17 protein-coding genes, 1 tRNA gene and 2 pseudogenes are annotated in these 19498 nt (G+C 66.5%); 13 read left to right on the top strand and 7 right to left on the bottom strand.

The features are described 5' to 3' along the window. Positions 1-5: 5 nt before the first annotated feature. The 4 genes and pseudogenes from J2126_RS24145 to J2126_RS24130 form a co-directional block, all read right to left on the bottom strand. Positions 6-1195 (bottom strand): IS3 family transposase gene (locus tag J2126_RS24145; RefSeq protein WP_209490551.1). Its coding sequence is split into 2 segments (ribosomal slippage): positions 6-946 and positions 946-1195, totalling 1191 coding nucleotides; the frame shifts between segments, so codons are not numbered across the junction. 193 nt (positions 1196-1388) lie between these two features. Further along, positions 1389-2117 (bottom strand): annotated as a pseudogene (locus J2126_RS24140) (IS110 family transposase); the annotation flags it as partial. Continuing rightward, positions 2069-3232: an HsdM family class I SAM-dependent methyltransferase gene (locus J2126_RS24135; RefSeq protein WP_432445356.1), complete on the bottom strand. Its 1164-nt coding sequence runs from the start codon at positions 3230-3232 to the stop codon at positions 2069-2071. The gene J2126_RS24135 and the pseudogene J2126_RS24140, both read right to left, overlap by 49 nt. A gap of 27 nt (positions 3233-3259) precedes the next feature. Beyond that, a complete protein-coding gene (locus tag J2126_RS24130) occupies positions 3260-5563 on the bottom strand; it encodes a DEAD/DEAH box helicase family protein (RefSeq protein ID WP_209489383.1) in 2304 nt (767 codons plus the stop codon). Between the two features lie 415 nt (positions 5564-5978). Here J2126_RS24130 and J2126_RS24125 point away from each other — a divergent pair, with 415 nt between their 5' ends. The 4 genes and pseudogenes from J2126_RS24125 to J2126_RS24110 all read left to right on the top strand — a co-directional run. Then, complete coding sequence (locus tag J2126_RS24125) at positions 5979-6203, top strand: antitoxin MazE family protein (RefSeq protein WP_209489381.1); 225 nt, start codon at positions 5979-5981, stop codon at positions 6201-6203. Beyond that, positions 6200-6562 carry a type II toxin-antitoxin system PemK/MazF family toxin gene (locus J2126_RS24120; protein ID WP_209489379.1) on the top strand — a complete coding sequence of 121 codons (363 nt, stop codon included), beginning with the start codon at positions 6200-6202 and terminating at the stop codon, positions 6560-6562. The genes J2126_RS24125 and J2126_RS24120 overlap by 4 nt, the downstream gene beginning before the upstream one ends. A gap of 109 nt (positions 6563-6671) precedes the next feature. Next, positions 6672-6896, top strand: coding sequence for a hypothetical protein (locus J2126_RS24115; protein WP_209489376.1), 225 nt, complete (start codon positions 6672-6674; stop codon positions 6894-6896). 21 nt (positions 6897-6917) lie between these two features. After that, positions 6918-8437 (top strand): annotated as a pseudogene (locus J2126_RS24110) (recombinase family protein); the annotation flags it as partial. Here the strand turns inward: J2126_RS24110 and J2126_RS24105 are convergent. Beyond that, positions 8408-8497: transfer RNA gene (locus tag J2126_RS24105), tRNA-Ser, on the bottom strand. The pseudogene J2126_RS24110 and the gene J2126_RS24105 sit on opposite strands and share 30 nt — an antisense overlap. 352 nt (positions 8498-8849) lie before the next feature. Here J2126_RS24105 and J2126_RS24100 point away from each other — a divergent pair. The 6 genes from J2126_RS24100 to J2126_RS24075 all read left to right on the top strand — a co-directional run bounded on the left by J2126_RS24100 (position 8850) and on the right by J2126_RS24075 (position 15021). Further along, a complete protein-coding gene (locus J2126_RS24100; protein WP_348634376.1) occupies positions 8850-9710 on the top strand; it encodes a septal ring lytic transglycosylase RlpA family protein in 861 nt (286 codons plus the stop codon). A 170-nt stretch (positions 9711-9880) separates the two neighbouring features. Beyond that, a complete protein-coding gene (locus J2126_RS24095) occupies positions 9881-11119 on the top strand; it encodes a D-alanyl-D-alanine carboxypeptidase family protein (protein WP_209489372.1) in 1239 nt (412 codons plus the stop codon). Continuing rightward, positions 11116-11793 (top strand): dTMP kinase, encoded by a 678-nt coding sequence (gene tmk, locus J2126_RS24090; protein ID WP_209489370.1) that lies wholly within the window; start codon positions 11116-11118, stop codon positions 11791-11793. The genes J2126_RS24095 and tmk overlap by 4 nt, the downstream gene beginning before the upstream one ends. After that, on the top strand, positions 11790-12821 hold the full coding sequence (locus J2126_RS24085) for a DNA polymerase III subunit delta' (protein ID WP_209489368.1): 1032 nt from the start codon (positions 11790-11792) through the stop codon (positions 12819-12821). Before tmk ends, J2126_RS24085 begins: the two co-directional genes overlap by 4 nt. 44 nt (positions 12822-12865) lie before the next feature. Then, entirely contained in the window at positions 12866-14419 is a 1554-nt protein-coding gene (gene metG / locus J2126_RS24080) for a methionine--tRNA ligase (protein WP_209489366.1), read from the top strand. Between the two features lie 92 nt (positions 14420-14511). Then, a complete protein-coding gene (locus J2126_RS24075; protein WP_209489364.1) occupies positions 14512-15021 on the top strand; it encodes a hypothetical protein in 510 nt (169 codons plus the stop codon). 9 nt (positions 15022-15030) lie between these two features. Here the strand turns inward: J2126_RS24075 and J2126_RS24070 are convergent, their stop codons facing one another. Further along, a complete protein-coding gene (locus tag J2126_RS24070; RefSeq protein WP_209489362.1) occupies positions 15031-15612 on the bottom strand; it encodes a biotin transporter BioY in 582 nt (193 codons plus the stop codon). 162 nt (positions 15613-15774) lie between these two features. Between J2126_RS24070 and J2126_RS24065 the strand changes: the two genes are divergently transcribed. The 3 genes from J2126_RS24065 (at position 15775) to J2126_RS24055 (ending at position 18497) form a co-directional block, all read left to right on the top strand. Next, entirely contained in the window at positions 15775-16551 is a 777-nt protein-coding gene (locus tag J2126_RS24065) for a TatD family hydrolase (RefSeq protein WP_209489360.1), read from the top strand. Positions 16552-16581: 30 nt separating this feature from the next. Further along, positions 16582-17121, top strand: a complete 540-nt coding sequence (locus tag J2126_RS24060; protein WP_209489358.1) for a CoA-binding protein — start codon at positions 16582-16584, stop codon at positions 17119-17121. 71 nt (positions 17122-17192) lie between these two features. Beyond that, entirely contained in the window at positions 17193-18497 is a 1305-nt protein-coding gene (locus J2126_RS24055; protein WP_209489357.1) for an O-acetylhomoserine aminocarboxypropyltransferase, read from the top strand. A gap of 83 nt (positions 18498-18580) precedes the next feature. Here J2126_RS24055 and J2126_RS24050 read toward each other — a convergent pair whose 3' ends face one another. Beyond that, the gene (locus J2126_RS24050; RefSeq protein ID WP_209489355.1) at positions 18581-19471 is read right to left on the bottom strand and encodes a LysR family transcriptional regulator; all 891 of its coding nucleotides are present in this window, start codon (positions 19469-19471) and stop codon (positions 18581-18583) included. Between the last annotated feature and the right edge of the window lie 27 nt (positions 19472-19498).

Here is a 19498-nt window from a genome sequence, read left to right as displayed (position 1 = left end):
AACTTCTATCCAGCGGTGAGTTCGTTCTGGCGGTTGGATTTGCCCTGTCGGGCGTGCTGGGCGGCGGGGGCAGATGCGGAGCCGTTCATGTTGCGGAGCGTCTGATCCCGCCGCGGGTGGAACGTCGAGGCGAAGGCGCTTGGCGTCTGCCATCCGAGCTTCGAGTGCGGCCGGTCGGTGTTGTAATCGACCTGCCATCGGGCGAGGGCGGCCCTGGCCTGGGACAGGCTGGAGAACAGCGTCTCGTTCAACAGCTCGTCCCGCAGGCGGCCGTTGAAGCTCTCGATGAAGCCATTCTGCATCGGCTTGCCGGGCGCGATGTAGTGCCATTCGACCCGAGCCGCGTCGGTCCAGGCCAGAATGGCATTGGAGGTGAACTCGCTGCCATTGTCGCTGACGATCATCTTGGGCCGGCCGCGCTCTGCCAGAAGCCTGTCGAGTTCGCGAGCGACCCTGACCCCGGACAGCGACGTGTCCGCCACCAGCGCCAGGCACTCGCGAGTGCAGTCGTCCACGATGGCCAGCATCCGGAAGCGGCGGCCATCGGTCATCTGGTCGGCGACGAAGTCGAGTGACCAGCGCTCGTTCGGTCGCATCGGGATCATCATCGGTGCCCGCGTTCCGATGGCCCGCTTGCGGCCACCCCGCCGGCGGACCATCAGCCGTTCCTCACGGTAGAGCCGGAACAGCCGCTTGTGGTTGACCCGGAAGCCCTCCCGCCTGAGCAGGACGTGGAGACGGCGATAGCCGAACCGCCGTCGCTCCCGGGCGATGGCCTTCATGCGCTCACGCAGCGAGGCGTCATTCCCGCGCGTGGCTCTGTATCTCATGGTCATGCGGCAGAAGCCGGTGGCTTTACACGCCCGCCGTTCGCTCATCCCATGGGCTTCCATGAGGTGGGCGACAGCCCTGCGCTCGGCAGCGGACGTCACCACTTCTTTCCCAGGAGATCCTTCAGCGCGACGTTGTCCAGCATGGCGTCGGCGAGCATGCGCTTGAGCTTGGCGTTCTCATCCTCGAGCGCCCGCAGCCGTTTGGCCTCCGATACGTCCATCCCGCCGAAACGCGCCTTCCACTTGTAGATGCTGGCGTCACTGACCCCGTGCTTGCGACACAGGTCCGAGACCGGCACCCCGGCCTCGTGCTCCTTCAGGATGCCGATGATCTGCTTCTGTATTCGGTCCGGTGTCGTCAACCCCGATGATGGCACGTCGCGGGTTCTTTGCTTCTGTCCGTGGTCGAGGATCGCCACATGATGGTGTTCGATGGAATGACCGGTTCAAGCTCTTCGGCGTGCTCGGCCGCGTCAGCGGCTGCGACGACAGATCATGCGAACTCAATCATCCCGCGCCCCGCGACGGGCGTTCAGGGAACCACAGCCGGGTCGATCACGCCGCGGCCGCAGTCCATCGGAATTCCGTGCCGTTCCGCCACATGCTGTGAAGAACGACCGCCATCTTGCGAGCCAGAGCGACCTTCGCCCGCTTACTTCCCTGACGCTGAGCAATGCGCACCGCCCAGGCCTTCATCGGTGACCAGCGTGTGCTCGGTCGCAGGATGACGTTGGCGGCCTCGAACAGCGCAGTTCGCGTCTCCCCGTCGCCCACTTTGGTGATCCGTCCGGTCCGATCGATCTCGCCCGATTGATACCGCCGAGGTGTGAGCCCGAGATAAGCCCCGACGGACCGGGAGCGGGCGAAACGCTCGGGCGCATCGATCGTTGCTCTGAACGTCAGAGCGGAAACCGGCCCGATTCCGGGCATGGTCGTCAACAGGCGGCAGACCGGATCATTCCGGACAGCCTGGACGACCAGGCGATGAAGGCGCTGGTACTCCTGCATCAGTGCGTCCCGGGCTGCCAATAGGGGAGCCATCACCTCAGCCAGGATGGCGTTGTTGCCAACCAGATCTCGGACACGAGAGGCAAATCCGGCCCGCGACACGATGCCGACCTTCAAGCCGAAGGGACGGAGCAATCCGCGAAGTGTCTGCTCCGACGCGGCAATGGAGCGGATCAGGTGCTTGCGCGCCGCCACCAACGTTCGCGCGTGCTGGCTGCCGATGCTCTTCACGTGCACGACCTTGTACCAACCAGCCCTGACCACCTGGGCAATTCCTTATGCGCACCGGTGGAGCCGAACAGAACACCCTCCGGCACGATGACGCCGCAGCGCCCGCCCGGCTTCAGATTGTCGATCATGTATTTCACGAACAGCAGTTCGGTGGCGGTGCTGCTGCCGATCCGCACGTCATCGACAATGCGGTCACGGTCGATCCGGCCGGAGAAGGGCGGGTTGGCGAGGACCACGTCATAGCCGTCGAGCGGCAAATTGCGCTCCATCTTCGCCTGCCGGTCGAAGGAGGAGGTGAGCACGTTGCGTTTCAAGATGCGCACGTCCGGCAGGCCGCGCAGCGCCAGATTCATGCTGGCGAGGCTAACCATCTTCGGGTCGACGTCATTGCCGTAGAAGGTTTCGGCCTTGAGCTTGCGCCACTGCGCGTCGTTCAGCCGATCACCGAGCCCGCGCTCGAAACTCTTGCCGTCGAACTGCGCTACCGCCCTTGCATTGGTTGAGGAGTTGGCGAGGCGGATATGCTCGTAGGCCGCCACCAGAAAGCCGGCGGTGCCGGCGGCGGGATCATAGACCGTCTCGCCGATCTTCGGGTCCACCAGATCGACGATGGCGCGGATGATGTGGCGCGGGGTGCGGAACTGGCCCAGCTCGCCCGCCTGCTTGATCTGGCGCAGCACATGCTCGAACAGGTCGCCCTTGGTGTCGGGGTCCGCAGTCTCCAGACGCAGCTCGTTCACCAGCGTCACGATCTGGGTGAGGACGGTGGGCTCGTCGATGGCCAGACGCGCCTGCGCCATGAAGCTGAGGCCGAACTCATCGCCAATGGCGGCGAAGAAGGGAAACACCTCGTCGCGGACGAAAGTGACGAGTGGTTCCCCCGACATGGCATTGGCCCAGCTCGACCAGCGCATGCGTTCGCGCGGAATGGTCTCCACCCCCTTGGCCGGGGCGTTCAGCGGGTTGCGCAGGGTCCAGTCGCCAGAGAACAGCGAGGTGTGGCCGCGCCCCGTGGCCTTGGACTGGCGCACATTGGCGGCGTCGATGCCCTCGATCATGTAGAAGAAGAACAGGAAGCTGAGCTGCTCGGCGTTGGACAGCGGGTCGGGATAGCCGCCACCATAAAGATAGTCGCGGATCTGATCGACCTTGCGGCGCATATCGGGCGTAAAGGGCATACTCGGCCTTCAATTGGCGGGTTGGTCTGGGTTTTCCGGATCGGGCGTGCTGCCCGTGCTGGCGATGCCGAACACACTCCTGTTCAGGCTGGCGAGCACCTGCTCCAGTTCGCTCTCGCCGCCGAACACCGCACAGCCGCGGGCGAACCCGCTATTCATGGCAAGGGGCGGCTGGTCAAAGCGCCAGCTTTCGAAGCTGGTGAGTTCGGCCGCATTGGCCTTGATCTGCTCCTTGATGAGATGCAGCAGCCGCAACTGGTCGGTGTCGAACGACTGGCCGTCCAGCCAGGTCTCGAACGCCGCTCCCAAGGCTTCGGCGCGGGCTTCCTCCGGGTCCATGAAAGCGCGCCCGGTTTCATCCACCGTCACCCATTCGCGGGTGGCGGGGTCGATCTCATCATGCACATCCAGCGTCAGCATACGGCGCGGCTGGCCCTGCGGCCGTTCCGCAGGGCGCACCACAACCGCCCCGCCTTCGCCCGGCGCCTCGTCATCACCATGGCGCAGGGTGACGCCGGTGAAATCCCACAAAGTGAAGCGATCCTTCCCCGGCGCCTGCCGCGTGCCCCGGCCGCGCATCTGCTGGTAGAGGATCGACGAATGGGTGAAGCGCGCCATCACCAGATTGCGCACCTCCGGGCAATCGAACCCGGTGTCCAGCATGTTCACGCTGACCAGGATCTGCGGGAACGGCTCATTCTTGAACCGCTTGATCTTGGCGTTGCCGTCCACGCTGTCGTCCGGCCCCATGCCTGACACGACGAAGTCGGCATAGCGCGTGGTGGGGCTCGGCTTCTTGTCGGCGAAGACATCATCAAACATGCGCGCCAGCGTCTCCGCATGGCGTTTGGTGACCGCGAACACGATGGTCTTGCCCCATTCCGGCGCACGGCGAATCCCGCTCGGCGCGGTATAGCCGTTCTCCAGTACCTCGCGAAACTCACGCACCATGGCACGGTTGCGCTCGGGGATGGTGAACTTCCGCTCAAGCGCGGTGGGATCGACGGTGAGCGGATCATGATCCGCAAACAGCGCTTCCAGTTCGGCGCGGGTTTCCGCATCCAGTGCGCCCCAATCAATGTCGGTGCGCGCAACAGTGAACCCGTCGGTGGCCGCCGTGCGAGCGGTCATTGCCCGGTAGATTTCATAGGGAACGAGATGGCCGTCCGCGATCGCCTCGGCCATGCTGTAGCTGTAGGTCGGGCGGTCCACCTCGAAGAAGCGCAACGTGTCGCGGATCGCGGTGCGGTCCTCCTCGTCCACATCCGGCGCGTCCCGCATGACGCAGGGCGTGGCGGTGAGGCCGATCTTGATGCCGTCGAAATGGTCCAGCGCGCGCCGCCACTGGCCGTAGATGCTGCGGTGGCATTCATCGATGAGGATGAGATCGAAATAGCCGGCCGAATATTTCTCATACTCATTCACGAGCGTCTGGAGCGTGACAATCGTCACCCGCTTTTCATCCTGAAAGCGGCGCCCGGTGCGCGGCACGCGGTAGCACGGAAGATGCGGCAGATGCTCGGCAAAAGCGTCCTCCGCCTGGATGGCGAGGGTGTTGCGATCAACGACGAACAGCGCGCGCGTTGACCAATTGGCATCGAACAGGCGCTTGATCAACGCGGCCGCCATGCGCGTCTTTCCGGTGCCGGTCGCCATCTCAACCAGCATTTTCCGCCGGCCGCTGACGATCCCTCGGCAGAGGGTTTCGATGCAGGCGCTTTGATGGTGGCGCCCGCCGCCGCCAGCGATGCGGCTGTCGATCGGGATGTCGAGCGGATTGCGACGGATGTCGCGCGCTGCCTTTCGGCGCACGAGATCATCCTGACTGAAAAGGGTCTCCACCCGGCGGAAGTGCGCATCCTGCCCCTTGTCGCAGAACCAGATTTCTTCGCCGTTCGAGAGAAAGATAAAGGGCACGCCGAGCAGATCGGCATAGCGCCGCCCCTGCGCCTCGCCCGCCGTCAGGCTGACACTCGTGCTCTTCGCCTCCAGCACGGCAACCGCACGGCCGAGGCGATCGAACAGCACATAGTCCGCCCGGCCGCCGTCATCGAGCGGGTATTCATATCTGACGCTGCGACCATCCGTCAGGCGCCATGCGGCATCCTTGAGGAGCTGGTCGATCTTGATCCGGGCGAACGCCTCGTTGGTCAATTCCGTGTCGCCCCGATCTCCTGTTGCATAGCGTTTCTCATGCACCGACTCGGCGCGTCGGCCGCACATTTTCCGCCGCCACATCGCTGCGCGCGGTGCGGTGGAAGAGCGCACATTCTGCACCCGCAACGCATCCAGGTCCGCATGAAGTCCCTTCAACAGCCGGCATGTCATCCGTGCATGTGTTGAAGGTATCGCGACGATCCACCCCCGCGCCAGTGGGGCCGTAAGGCGGATTTCCCTTAGGGCGGTCGGCGGCGATTTCGTAGGGTACCGGCGTAGGGGCTTGAGTGCAGGATAAAAGCCCACACATTGCGCGTTGGGTCGGTTGTTGGCGTTTCAATGGGTTAGGGTTCGCATGGGCAATGTGCGCGGAGATTTCCCAACGTAGTCTGAGGCAAGTAAAAATCATTTTTCGTTGCAAATTCAATGAGATGTCCAAAAGGTGCGTTCCGCCGAATGTGCGCCATGGCTCTCAGCCTTCAGGAGCCCCGCAGGAACCGCTTTCCATCCGAATGGACTGGGCAGACGGGTCTCCATGTGCTAGTTACATGTAACTCATGAGGAGGCTGCCATGTCATCCGCATCTAGGCCCAAGCCTTCGCGCGTGAAGGTCGGCGAGCATCGCGCGCGACTGCGCGCCCAGGGGCTTCGGCCGATCCAGATCTGGGTGCCGGATGTGCGGGCACCCGCCTTCCGGGCGGAAGCGCGGCGCCAGTCGCTGGCCGTCGCGTCGAGCGCGCAGGCCGGCGATGACCAGGCCTTCATCGATGCCGCGTCCGACTGGAGCGACGAATGAGGCGCGGCGAAGTGTGGACCGTTGCCGGAGGGCAGGACTACGCCGGAAAGCCGCGCCCGGTGGTCATCGTGCAGGACGACAGTTTCGATGGAACGGAGTCCCTCACCATCTGCGCCTTCACAACCGATGAGACGGAGGCCCCGCTATTCCGGCTGGTAGTCCAGCCGAACGAGAGAAATGGCCTGCGCGCGGTCTGCCGCCTGATGGTCGACAAGATCACGACCGTTCGGAAGGCGAAGTTCGGGCAGAAGGTCGGTCGCCTCGACGACGAGGACATGGTCCGGCTCAATCAGGCGTTGATCGTCTTCCTCGGGCTGGCCGCGTCGCCACGGGCAGGCCGGAAAGGGAGTGGGCCATGATGCGCGTCGCCCCCGCTGTTCGAGCGTCACGCGACGCGGGGCGAAACGGTGGGCTGTGGCGTGGATATCGGCCCTTCGTCCGAGCGCGGTCCCGGGCGAAGCTGGCGTCATGGCGAGAGCGAGACGACCTCCCCCTTCCGGCGCATCCGCCGAGCTTGAGGCCCTGCTGGGTTATCCGTGGCCGTTTGCGGGCCGACTGCCGAAGCACGATCCCGCAACCTGGATCGTCAGCGATGACTGGCCCGAAGCTGTGCCGGTCACAGAGGCCGAGATCAACGTTTTCGAGCGCTGGTTCGGCGACCTGTACGATGATCTGCCCGGCCCGGACACCTGATCCTCTCGGGAGATACCAGTCATGACCGCACCTTTGCGCGCCGCCCTCTATCTGCGCGTCTCGACGGTGCGCCAGGCCGAGCACGATGTCTCCATCCCCGACCAGAGACGCCAGGGGGAAGCCTGGTGCGCCGCGCGAGGCTACCAGCTGTTTGAGACCTATGTGGAGCCGGGCGCATCGGCCACCAATGATCGCCGCCCCGAGTTCCAGCGGATGATCGAAGCGGGCACGTCCAAGCCCGCGCCCTTCGACGTGGTGATCGTCCACTCGTTCAGCCGCTTCTTCCGTGATCACTTCGAGCTGGAATTCTACGTCCGCAAGCTGGCGAAGAACGGCGTCAAGCTCGTCTCGATCACGCAGGAAATGGGGGATGACCCCATGCACGTCATGATGCGGCAGATCATGGCGCTGTTCGACGAGTATCAGTCGAAGGAGAACGCCAAGCATGTGATGCGGGCCTTGAAGGAGAATGCCCGGCAAGGCTTCTGGAATGGCGCCCTGCCGCCGATCGGCTATCGCATCGTCGCGGCCGAGCAGCGCGGGGCGAAGACCAAGAAGAAGCTGGAGATCGACCCGCTCCACGCCGAGACCGTGCGGCTGATCTATCGGCTCGCCCTTGAAGGCGACGGCACCACCGGCCAGATGGGCGTCAAGAACATCGTGTCCTATCTGAACAAACGCCGCATCTTCACGCGCGACGGCGGGCGTTGGGGCATCGGACAGGTTCACCGCATCCTGACCCGGCGCACCTATATGGGCGAACATGAGTTCAATAAGCGGTCCAAGACCAAGGAGCTGAAGCCGGTCAGCGAGATCGTTGTCGTGCCCGTGCCGCCGATCATCAGCCGCGAGACCTTCGACACCGTGCAGACGCTCCTCAAGGCGCGACATCCCAGGGTGACGCCATCCGCCGTGACCAGCGGCCCGACCATGCTGACCGGGCTTATCCATTGCGCCAAGTGCGGCGGCGCCATGACCATCCGCACCGGCAAGGGCGGACGCTACCGTTACTACGCCTGCTACAGCCCGAACGATTGGAAACGATTCTCGCCACAGTGCTCGACCGGCGGCAGGAGCGATCCGAGCGCCAGCGCGAGCATATCGCCGAGTTGAACAGGCGTGCAGCCGAGTCTGAAGCCCGCCTCAGGCGGCTTTATGACGCCATAGAGGCCGGCGTCGCCGATCTGGACGACCCGGCGCTGAAGGACCGCATCGTCGGCCTCAAAGCTATCCGCGATCAGGCCAAGGCTGACGCCGAACGCGCCCAGGCCATGCTCCAGAACGCCGGGAGCAAGGCCGTTACGCCGGAGATGCTGAGCAAATTCGCGAAGGCCGCGCGTCAGCGCATCCGACTAGAAGGCGGCGGCTATCGCCGCGACCACCTCCGCGCGCTCGCCCAGCGCGTCGAGGTTGCCGAGGGCGAGGTTCGGATCATGGGATCAAAATCCCGGCTGCTTCAGACGCTGGTATCGGGGAATGGCGTAAACGCAGTGCCCACTCAGGGACTCAAATGGCGGAAGGGGTGGGATTCGAACCCACGGTGGGGTTGCCCCCACGGCGGTTTTCAAGACCGCTGCCTTAAACCACTCGGCCACCCTTCCAGGTCCCGCGTGCGGGGCGGGACGCTTGACGGTTCCATCTAGAGCAGGTGCGCGGGCGCGTCGAGAGGTGCGGGCGCGGGAGGCGGGGATAGGCGGGCGAGAGCGGTCCAAGGGCTCCGGAGGATGCCGGGCGCGGTATCCGAATGGGTGTCATTATTGCCGATCGTTAACCATGGCCGCGGCGGCGCCCCATTTTCGCCGTCATTGGACCCCCTGTTGGCGCAATCTGCCGGGGTCCTTGCTGATCGCGGCGCGATGCGTTCTGTCTCTGCCGGCGGCAGCAAAAGCGGGGAACCGGGCACGGATGATGACGGGATCGGCGGGGACGCAGCGGAACAGGATCAGTCACCTCGTGCGCGCCGTCGCAGGCGCGGGGGCGGCGCCATCCATCCGCAGGCTGCGGACCTTGGCGGTGCTCTCCTCCCTCGTCGCGGTCGCGGGCTGCGGCTCGGTCGAATCCCTCGGCAGCAAGATCGATCCCATCTGGGGCGTGTCCACCAGCCCGCGCGTGGTCGCGGAGGGTGATCCCGTGCCGCGCGGCGGTGGCGGCTACAAGGTGGGCAAGCCCTACACCATCGGCGGGCGCACCTATTTCCCGGCGGAAAACCCCAATTACGTGGCCGAAGGGCAGGCGTCCTGGTACGGCAAGGATTTCCACGGCCGGAAGACCGCCAATGGCGAGATCTTCGACATGGCGTCCATCTCCGCCGCCCACAAGACGCTGCCCATGCCGTCCTACGTGCGGGTGACGAACCTGTCCAACGACCGCTCCATCGTGGTGCGCGTCAACAATCGCGGGCCCTATGTGGGCGACCGCCTCATCGACGTGTCCTACAAGACGGCCGAACTGCTCGGCTTCGCCAAGAACGGCGTCGCGCGGGTGCGTGTGCAGTATCTCGGCCGCGCGCCGCTGGACGACGACGACGACATCAAGCTCGCCTCCACCCTGCGCACCGATGGCACCCCGGCCGACCTGATCGAGGGCTCGCCGGTGCGCGTGGCCTCGGCCAAGCCCTTCGTGCCGGAAGGCCCCTCCATCCGCAGCGTCGCCGCTGCCGCGGTTCCGACGGGCGAGGCGCCGGTGCCGCCGTCGCGGCCCTACGATCTCGGCCAGGCGGGAAGCTCCGGGCAGGTGGTGGCCAGCGCCGGCTGGTCGCAGGGCTCCGCGCCCGTCTCCGGCCTCGGCTTCGCCGGGGTGCCGGGAGAACGCTGAAGCGCTGAGGCGTAAAACGCCTGGGCTGAAGATATCCACCCGTCCCGGTTCCCACAGGGCTTTACCCGAAGCCGGCGCTTCGCGATGATCCGGCCGAAGGGGAACCGCCAGCTCCAGCCGCACCCATGGCCAGCGCACGGCACCCCGCGTGCCGTATCCGGTGGAGCCTGATGTCCGTGCCCTCCCGCTTCGCCTCCCGCCTTTTCGCCGCGCTCACCCGTCCCGCCGTCGCGCTGGCGCTGATCGCCATCGCGTGTGCGCCCCTGCCGGCGTCCGCCCAGCAGGCGCAGGGCTTCCAGACCTCGGTTCCCGCCGCCGCGCTGATCGATTTCGAGACCGGCACGATCCTGTACGAGAAGGATGCGGACAAGCGCTTCGCCCCCGGCACGCTCACCAAGGTGATGACCGCGGATGTGGTCTTCGCCCAGCTCAAGGCCGGCAAGATCGCCCTCGACACGCCGTTCATGGTGAGCGTGAACGCCTGGAAGCGCGGCGGCGGCCCCTCGGGCGGTGCGGCCATGTTCGCCGAGGTGAACAAGCCGGCCCCGGTGGGCGAGCTGCTGGCGGGCGCGCTGGTGGTGTCGGGCAATGATGCGGCCATCGCGCTGGCCGAGGGCGTCGCCAACACCGAGAGCGAGTTTTCCCAGATGATGAATGCCGAGGCCAAGGCCATCGGCATGGCCAATTCCGAGTTCCACAACGCCACCGGCTTCGCCGATTCTGGCCAATATTCCACGGCGCGCGACCTCGGACTGCTCGCCGCCCACATCATCCGCACCTATCCCACCTATTACCCCGTGTTCGCCCGCCCCAACATCGAATGGAGCCGCATCAAGCAGCGCAATCGCAATGTGCTGCTGGATGCCGGCCTCGGTGCCGATGGCCTTCAGGTGGGCTGGGTGAAGGATGTGGGCTACCACGCCCTCGGCTCGGCGGTGCAGAACGGCCAGCGCCTCATCGTCGCCACCCTCGGCGCGCGGAGCGAGAAGGAGCGGCTGGATGAGACGCGCAAGCTGCTGGAATGGGGCTTCCAGTCCTTCCGCCAGCGGCAGATCTTCACGGCGGATCAGGAGATCGGCCGGGCCCAGGTGTTCGGCGGTTCGCAAGGGTCGGTCGGGCTCGTGGCGAAGGGGCCGGTCTCCATCCTCACCCCGCGCTCGGGAAATGAGCGCGTCACCGCCCGCGTGGTCTACACCGGACCGCTTCGGGCTCCTGTCGCCAAGGGCACGGAGGTGGGGCGCATGCAGGTGACGCGCGGGCAGGTGAAGGCCCTGGACATTCCGCTCTACACGGCGGAGGACGTGCCGGTGGGCTCGCTCGTGGACCGTGCCCTCGACGGCGGCATGACGCTGATGGGCGACAGCGTGCGCGACCTGATGAAGAAGGCCCTCGCGAAGGTCGGCAAATGAGCGGCGGGCGGTTCATCACCCTCGAAGGCGGGGAGGGCACTGGCAAGTCCACGCAGGCGCGGCGTCTGGCGCAGCATCTGCGGGCGCTCGGCCGCGAGGTGGTGGAAACCCGCGAGCCCGGTGGCACGCCCGGTGCGGAGGCCCTGCGCCATGTCATCCTCTCCGGCGCGGCCGAACCGTTCGGCCCCACGGCCGAGGCGATGCTCTTCGCCGCCGCGCGGGCGGACCATGTGGCGGGGCTCATCGCGCCCGCGCTCGCGGCCGGCAAGATCGTGGTGTGTGACCGCTTCATCGATTCCACCCGCGTCTATCAGGGCGCGGTCGGCGCCGTGGCGCCGGGGCTTCTCGATGCGCTGGAAGCGCTTTCGGTCGGCACCGTGCGGCCCGACCTCACCCTGATGCTCGACGTGCCGCCGGAGATCGGCCTCGCCCGCGCTGCGAAGCGGGCGGCGGGGGCCGCGGCGGACCGGTTCGAGAAGGAAGGCGGGGATTATCACGCCGCGGTGCGCGCCGCCTTCCTCGCGCGGGCGGAGGCGGAGCCCGGGCGCTGCGTGCTCATTGATGCGTCGGCCGACGCCGATGCGGTCGCGGCCGCCATCGCCGACGCGGTGGCCACCCGCCTCGGGCTTGGTCCGCGCGAAATCGCCGACACCTACGCCATGGCGGGCGCATGAGCGGCGAGATCGCCGGGGACGTCCTGCCGGGCGCGCCGCATCCGCGCGAGCAGACCCGCCTGTTCGGCCATGCGGCGGTGGAGGCTGACCTGCTGGGCGACTTCCGCGCCGGGCGCCTGCCTCATGCCCTGCTCATCGGCGGGCCGGAGGGTATCGGCAAGGCGACGCTGGCCTATCGCCTGGCCCGCGTGGTGCTGGCCGGCGGGCCGGAGCCGGGCGCGCACGATCTCAGCCTGCCGCCGAGCCATCCGGTGTTCCGGCAGGTGGCCTCCATGAGTCACCCCGACATGCTGGTGCTGCGCCGCGCGCCGGAGGCGGGGGAGGAGAAGATCCCCACCGTCATCCCGGCCGAGATGGTGCGGCGGGTGCGCAGCTTCTTCGGCGCCACGGCGGCGGCCGGCGGCTGGCGGGTGTGCATCGTCGATGCCGTGGACGAGCTGAACGCCTTCGGCGCCAATGCCTTGCTGAAGACGCTGGAGGAGCCGCCCCCGCGCGCGCTGTTCCTGCTCATCACCCACGCCCCCGGCAAGGTGCTGGCCACCATCCGCTCGCGCTCGCGCCTGCTGCGGCTTAGGGCGCTCGCGGAAGGCGACGTGCTGGCGGCGCTGGATCATCTTTCCACCGAGATCGGCGACCTGAACGCCGCCGAGCTTCCCGCCGCCGCGCAGGCCTCGGGCGGCAGCGTGCGCCGCGCCGTGACGCTGGCGCGGGGGGAGGGGATGGAGGTGCGCCTCGCCACCCTCAAGGCCTTGGGCCAGTTGCCCCGCCCGCGCCCGGAAGACCTTCACGCGCTGGGCACGCGGCTCCAGGGCGACCGGGCGGACGGGCTCGATCTCTTCGTCGAGGCGGTGAGCGACTATGTGGCCGCGCAGGCCACTGACGCGGACGTGCCCCGCCATCGCCTTGTCCGCCTCGGCGAGGTGTGGGAGAAGGTGCGGCGCAGCGCGGCCGAGGCGGATGTCTTCAATCTCGATCGCAAGGCGCTGGTGTTCCGCATCTTTGCCGATCTGGCCGAGGCCGTGCGCTGAAGCCGCCCCTTCGCGGGGATCGGGGAAATCGTCCGAGCCTTTCGATGTCCGTCAAGCCGCCGTTCTACATCACCACCGCCATCGCCTACCCGAACGGCGTGCCCCACATGGGCCACGCCTACGAGGCCATCGCGACCGACTGCATCGCCCGGTTCAAGCGACTGGATGGCTATGACGTGCGCTTTCTCACCGGCACGGACGAGCACGGCATCAAGATGCTGCAGACGGCCCAGAAGGCCGGCCTGACCCCGCGCGAGCTGCTGGACCGGAACGTCCCCCGCTTCCAGGCGATGGTGGAGACATTCAACCTCTCCATCGACGACTTCATCCGCACCACCGAGGAGCGGCACCGCATTTCCACGCAAGCCATCTGGGAAAAGATGGCGGCGAACGGGGATATCTATAAATCCACGTATGCGGGTTGGTATTCGGTTCGCGATGAGGCCTATTACGCGGAAAGCGAAACAACACTGAACGAAACCGGTGTCCGGCTTGGGCCACAGGGCACGCCTGTGGAATGGGTGGAGGAGGAGAGCTACTTCTTCCGCCTCTCGGCATACCAGGATCGACTCCTCTCGTACTATGCCGAACACCCCGGTTTTATTGCGCCTGACAGCCGTCGAAACGAGGTTGTCAGCTTCGTTTCGGGTGGTCTTCAGGACCTCTCCATCTCCCGCACCACGTTCGACTGGGGCATCCCGGTTCCAGGTGATCCCAAGCACATCATGTATGTGTGGGTGGATGCGCTGACCAATTACATCACCGCGCTCGGTTATCCGGATGTGGATGGCGACTTCGCCAAGTATTGGCCGGCGGACGTCCATGTCATCGGCAAGGACATCATCCGCTTTCACGCGGTGTACTGGCCGGCGTTTCTCTGGTCGGCCGGGCTGGAGGCGCCGAAGAGGGTGTTCGGCCACGGCTTTCTCTTCAACCGCGGAGAGAAGATGTCGAAGTCGGTCGGCAACGTCATCGACCCCTTCGACCTTGCCGCCACCTATGGCGTTGATGCCATTAGATATTTCTTCCTGCGGGAGGTGGCGTTCGGCCAGGATGGCTCCTACAGCCACGAGGCGATCGTCAACCGCATGAACGCCGACCTCGCCAACGACCTCGGCAACCTCGCCCAGCGCTCGCTGTCGATGATCTCCAAGAATCTCAATGGCTTGGTGCCCACCCCGGGCCCCCTCTCGGCGGAGGACGAAGCCATGCTGGCGCTCGCCGACGGGATGCTGGCGAAGAGCCGGGAGGCCATGGAATCTCAGGCTATCCATTTGTATCTCAACGCAGTTTGGGCTGTGGTCGCCGAAGCCAACCGCTACTTCGCCGCCCAGGCCCCCTGGGCCCTGCGCAAGACCGATCCCGCCCGGATGGAGACGGTCCTCTGGGTCACCGCCGAGGTGATCCGGCAGGTCGCCATCCTCGCCCAGCCGGTGATGCCGGAGAGCGCCGCCAAGTTGTTGGATCTGGTGGCGATTCCTGCGGGGGAGCGGGGCTTCGACCGGCTCGATCCGGCCCTCCGCCTGGCCGCCGGCCTCGCCCTTCCGACCCCCGTCGGCGTGTTCCCGCGCTATGTGGAGCCGGAAGCCGCCACCTGAGCGAAGGGGTGTGCAGGGACCGGAAATATCTTAACCTTGCTAGGGTTTTGTAGTTTACAGCACGCGGGGCTGGGGGAACTGGAGCGGTGGGAATGACGGGCGTGAGATGGGTTTCGGTGGCCGCGGTGGCGCTGGCACTGGCCGGCTGCTCCAGCAGCTACGACCGCGCTCCGGCGCCTTCCGCCACCTATGATCCCATCCCCCCGGCCATGCCCACCGAAATGCCGCCGGCGGTGCCGGAAGGTCCCGCCGTTCCGCGGATCGAAGTGAAGCTCGCCGGTGCCGACGCCACCCTCGTGCGCGCCCGCATCGCCACGTCCCGCCGCGCTCGCCAGTACAACATCACGGTCGATCAGCCGGCCCAACTCATTGCGGAAAAACGCCTTCCGCCCGACGAGGCGATGCGGCGCACAAACGGCCAGAGCCAGGATGCCGCCTTCCGGCTCGACTACATCTTCAACACCTCGGGCGGCAACGTGACCGTGTCGCTGGAAGCCTCCATCGTCACCAACCCCGGCCGCCCCGGCGAGCGCGTGCAGCCCATCACCATGCCGGGGCCGGACGCGGACGCGCTCAAGGAAGAGATCAGCGCGGCCCAGTAGCCGGGCTCTTCAACGCTGGCGCGGGGTGCCGGTGAGGCGCTCCACCGCGATGACCGTGGCGAGAGCGGCGATCGTCTTCACCACTGCGCCGGGCAGGAAGGGCAGGAAGCCCCGCTCGAGCGCGAACATCGGGCCCATCTTGGTCGCGAGCCAGCCGGCGCCCATCACCATCAGCACCAGATGGCCCAAGGCGAGCACCCCGAGCAGCGGCAACGGCCGCAGCCGCGCCCAGGTTTCCTGAAGCCAGCCCACCAGTAGCGCCGTCACCAGAAATCCGACGATGAACCCGCCAGAGGTGCCTGTGAGCATGGCGAGCCCGCTACGCCCGCCCGAGAACACCGGCAGGCCCATCAGGCCGGCGAGGAGATAGATCGCGACGGTGAGCCCGCCGAACTGCCAGCCCATGAGGGCGGCCAGGCTAATCAGGACATAGCTTTGCAGGGTGATCGGCACCGGCTGGATCGGGATGGAGAGCTGGGCGCTCCACGCCAGCAGGGCCACGCCCACCACCAGGCCCGCGATAGCCCAGAGGTTGGACGCATCCGCCAGACGGGCGAGGGCAGGGCGGAACGGAGGCGGGGTCTTGAGCATGTCGGTCCTGGCATCAGTGGGGCCGTCCGGGCCCGTGTCATGCCCGCGATACCTGTGCAGGTGCAGCGCGGCAAGCCCAACCGAGGCCGGAGCGCAGGGTCGACGCCTCGACGTCGCGGAGCGATGCGCTTATGTGAAGCGCGCACCGTCCGCAGGATCACCATGCTCGTCGACAGCCATTGCCACCTCGATTTCCCCGACTTCGCCGCCGAGCTGCCGGAGGTGGTGGCGCGCGCAGAGGCCGCCGGCGTCTCGCATCTCGTGACCATCTCCACGCGAGTTCGCCGCTTCAACGAGATCCTCGCCATCGCCGAACGGTTCGAGAGCGTGAGCTGCTCGGTGGGCACCCACCCGCATCAGGCGGGCGAGGAAACCGACGTGACGGTGAAGGAACTGGTGGATCTCTCCCGCCATCCCAAGGTGGTGGCGATTGGCGAGGTTGGGCTTGACTATCATTACGATCTCGGCCCTCGGGAGGCGCAGGAGCACGGCTTCCGCACCCATATCGCGGCCGCGCGGGAGACGGGCCTGCCGCTGGTGATTCATGCCCGCGAGGCGGACGAGGACGTGGCCGCGATTCTGGAGGAAGAGACCGCCAAGGGCGCCTTTCCTTTCGTGCTCCACTGCTTCACCGCCGGGCCGGACCTCGCCCGCCGCGCGCTTGCGCTGGGCGGCTACATCTCCTTCTCCGGCGTCGTGACCTTCAAGAAGAGCGAGGATCTGCGCGCCATTGCTTGCGACGTGCCGGCCGACCGCATTCTGGTGGAGACCGATTCCCCCTTCCTCGCGCCGACGCCCCATCGCGGCAAGCGCAACGAGCCTTCCTTCGTGCGCGAGACGGCGAAGGTGCTGGCGGGGGCACGCGGCGAGCCGTTCGAGGATTTCGCGGCCGCAACCACGCGGAATTTCTACACTTTGTTCTCCAAGGCCCGCCGCTGAACGGCCGCGCCGAGGGAGGGAGGAGACGCGGTGAACCACGATCGCTACGACGACGCCTACATTCGCGCCGTCCTGTCCGAGGTGAAGACCATCGCCATCGTCGGCGCCAGCGCCAACGCCGCGCGGCCGTCCTATTTCGTAATGAAGTATCTGTCGGAGCGGGGCTATCGCGTCTATCCGGTCAATCCGGGGCAGGCGGGCAAGACCGTGGTGGGGCTGACGTTCGTCGCCTCATTGAAGGATGTGCCGGAGCCCATCGACATGGTGGACGTGTTCCGCGCGCCGGAGCATGTGCCCGCGGTTCTGGACGAGGTTCTGGCGCTCGATCCGCTGCCGAAGGTGCTATGGACGCAGCTCGGCGTTCGCAACGATGAGGCGGCGGCGCGCGCCGAGGCGGCGGGCCTCAAGGTGGTGATGAACCGCTGCCCGAAGATCGAGTATGGCCGTCTTTCGGGTGAGATCGGCTGGACGGGGGTGAATTCCCGCACCATCTCGGCGCGCCGGCCGCAGCGGCTGGGCAGCGGGGTGCAGCGGCTTTCCATCGCACCGCGTGGACCAAAATCAAGTTGATCGGTAGAAGTACGGAATTATCGATCCAAGCCCGCCGGCATAGAAGGTTGGCACTAACGGAGAGAGCGCCCATGTCCGACGACAACACCCCCGCGGCCCCGCACGAGCCTGGTTTTTCAACCCTCGCCATCCACGCCGGCGCCCAGCCCGATCCGACCACGGGCGCGCGCGCGACACCAATCTACCAGACCACCTCGTTCGTGTTCGACGACGTGGATCATGCGGCCTCGCTGTTCGGCCTGCAGGCGTTCGGCAACATCTATACCCGCATCACCAACCCCACCAATGCGGTGCTGGAAGAGCGCGTCGCGGCGCTGGAGGGCGGCACCGCGGCCCTTGCGGTCGCCTCCGGCCATGCGGCCCAGCACCTCGTGTTCCACACGCTGCTGACGCCCGGGGACGAGTTCATCGCCTCGCGCAAGCTCTATGGCGGCTCGATCAACCAGTTCTCTCATGCCTTCAAGAGCTTCGGCTGGAACGTGGTCTGGGCTGATCCGGATGACGTGTCGTCCTTCGAGCGTGCGGTGACGCCGAAGACCAAGGCGATCTTCATCGAGTCCATCGCCAATCCGGGCGGCGTGGTGACCGATGTCGCGGCCATCTCCGCCATCGCGAAGAAGGCGGGCGTGCCGCTCATCGTCGACAACACCCTGGCGACGCCGTACCTCTGGCAGCCCATCAAGGACGGTGCCGACATTGTCGTGCACTCCGCCACCAAGTTCCTGGGCGGTCACGGCAATTCCATCGGCGGCGTGATCGTGGATGCGGGCACGTTCGACTGGTCGGCGTCGGGCCGCTATCCGTTCCTGAGCGAGCCGCGGCCGGAATATTCCGGCATGGTGCTGCATGAGACGTTCGGTAACTTCGCCTTCGCCATCGCCGCGCGCGTGCTGGGCTTGCGCGATCTCGGGCCGGCGCTCTCGCCGTTCAATGCCTTCCTGATCCTGACCGGTATCGAGACGCTGGCCCTGCGCATGCAGCGGCACAGCGAGAATGCGCAGAAGGTGGCCGAGTGGCTCGCCGCGCACCCCAAGGTGTCCTGGGTGAGCTATCCCGGCCTTGCGAGCGACAAATACCACGCGCTGGCGCAGAAATACCTGCCCAAGGGCGCCGGCGCGGTGTTCACCTTCGGCCTCAAGGGCGGCTACGAGGCGGGCGTGAAGCTGGTGTCGAACGTCGAGCTGTTCTCGCACCTCGCCAACATCGGTGACACCCGCTCGCTCATCATCCATCCCGCCTCGACCACCCATCGCCAGCTCACCGACGACGGCAAGACGGCGGCGGGCGCGGGGCCCGAGGTCGTGCGCCTGTCCATCGGCATCGAGGACGCGGCGGACATCATCGGCGACCTCGATCAGGCGCTGGCGAAGATCTGATCTTCCTTCCGCGCGGGCTCCCTCGAGTCCGCGCGGTTTCGGCCCCCCGGTTTCTTTCCCCCGGCTTCTTGGGCGCGAAGCATTCAGCCGTTCCCGTCGCCATAGACCTCCCGCGTCAGCTCCAGCCAGGCGCGGGCGGCATGGGACAGATAGCTGCCCTTCCGCCAGACGATGGCCATGTGCCATTCGGTGCCGGGCTCCGCGAGTTCGGACAGGCGCACCGCCGGCGTGCGGCGCTGGTAGGCAATGGTCTTTGGCAGGAATGCCACCCCGAGTCCCGCGCCCGCGATCTCCACGATGAAGTCGATCTGCCCGCTCCTTGCTGCCACCTGCGGCGCGAAGCCGTTGCGGGCGCAGGCGTCCTCCAGCACCTGATTCAGCGCGAAGCCGCCTTCGAACAGGATGAAGGGGGAGGCCGCAAGATCGGCGATCGTCACCCGATCCCGCCCTGCAAGAGGGTGGCTCAAGGGCAGCACGGCCATCAGCGGCTCGCGGCGCACGCCCTGACCGTCGAAGCCGTCCTTGGCGGGGAGGAGGGACCCGGCGAGTTCCACTTCGCCTTCCAGAAGCATTTCCTCCAGCCGCTTGGAGCCGTGCTCGGTGAGGCGGATCTCGATGCCCGGGTAGCGCGAGCGGAAGACCGCGAACAGGGGCGCGAACAGCGTGCTTGCCCCAAGCGGGGGAAGGCCAAGCCGCAGGCTGCCGCGCCGGAGGCCCCTGAGATCCTCCAGTTCGGCGACGAGCCCCTCGCGTTCGGCCAGCAAGGTCAAGGCGCGGCGGTAGACGATCTCGCCAGCGGCGGTGAGCTGGCTGCGATGGCCGATGCGGTCGAGCAGCGGCACGCCCAATTCGTCCTCCAGCTGCTTCACGGCCTTGGAGATGGTGGGTTGGGTGGCATTGAGCACCTTGGCGGCCGGCGAGAACCCGCCCTGCCGCACCACCTCGACGAAAGCCCTCAGCGTGCGAAGTTCCATATGATGCCTATATGGAATGGTCTTTAT

The sequence above is a fragment of the Xanthobacter flavus genome (genome assembly GCF_017875275.1).
Taxonomy (GTDB): domain Bacteria; phylum Pseudomonadota; class Alphaproteobacteria; order Rhizobiales; family Xanthobacteraceae; genus Xanthobacter; species Xanthobacter flavus_A.
Note: the sequence above shows the minus strand (reverse complement) of the source record. Positions and strands in the feature narration are given on the sequence as shown.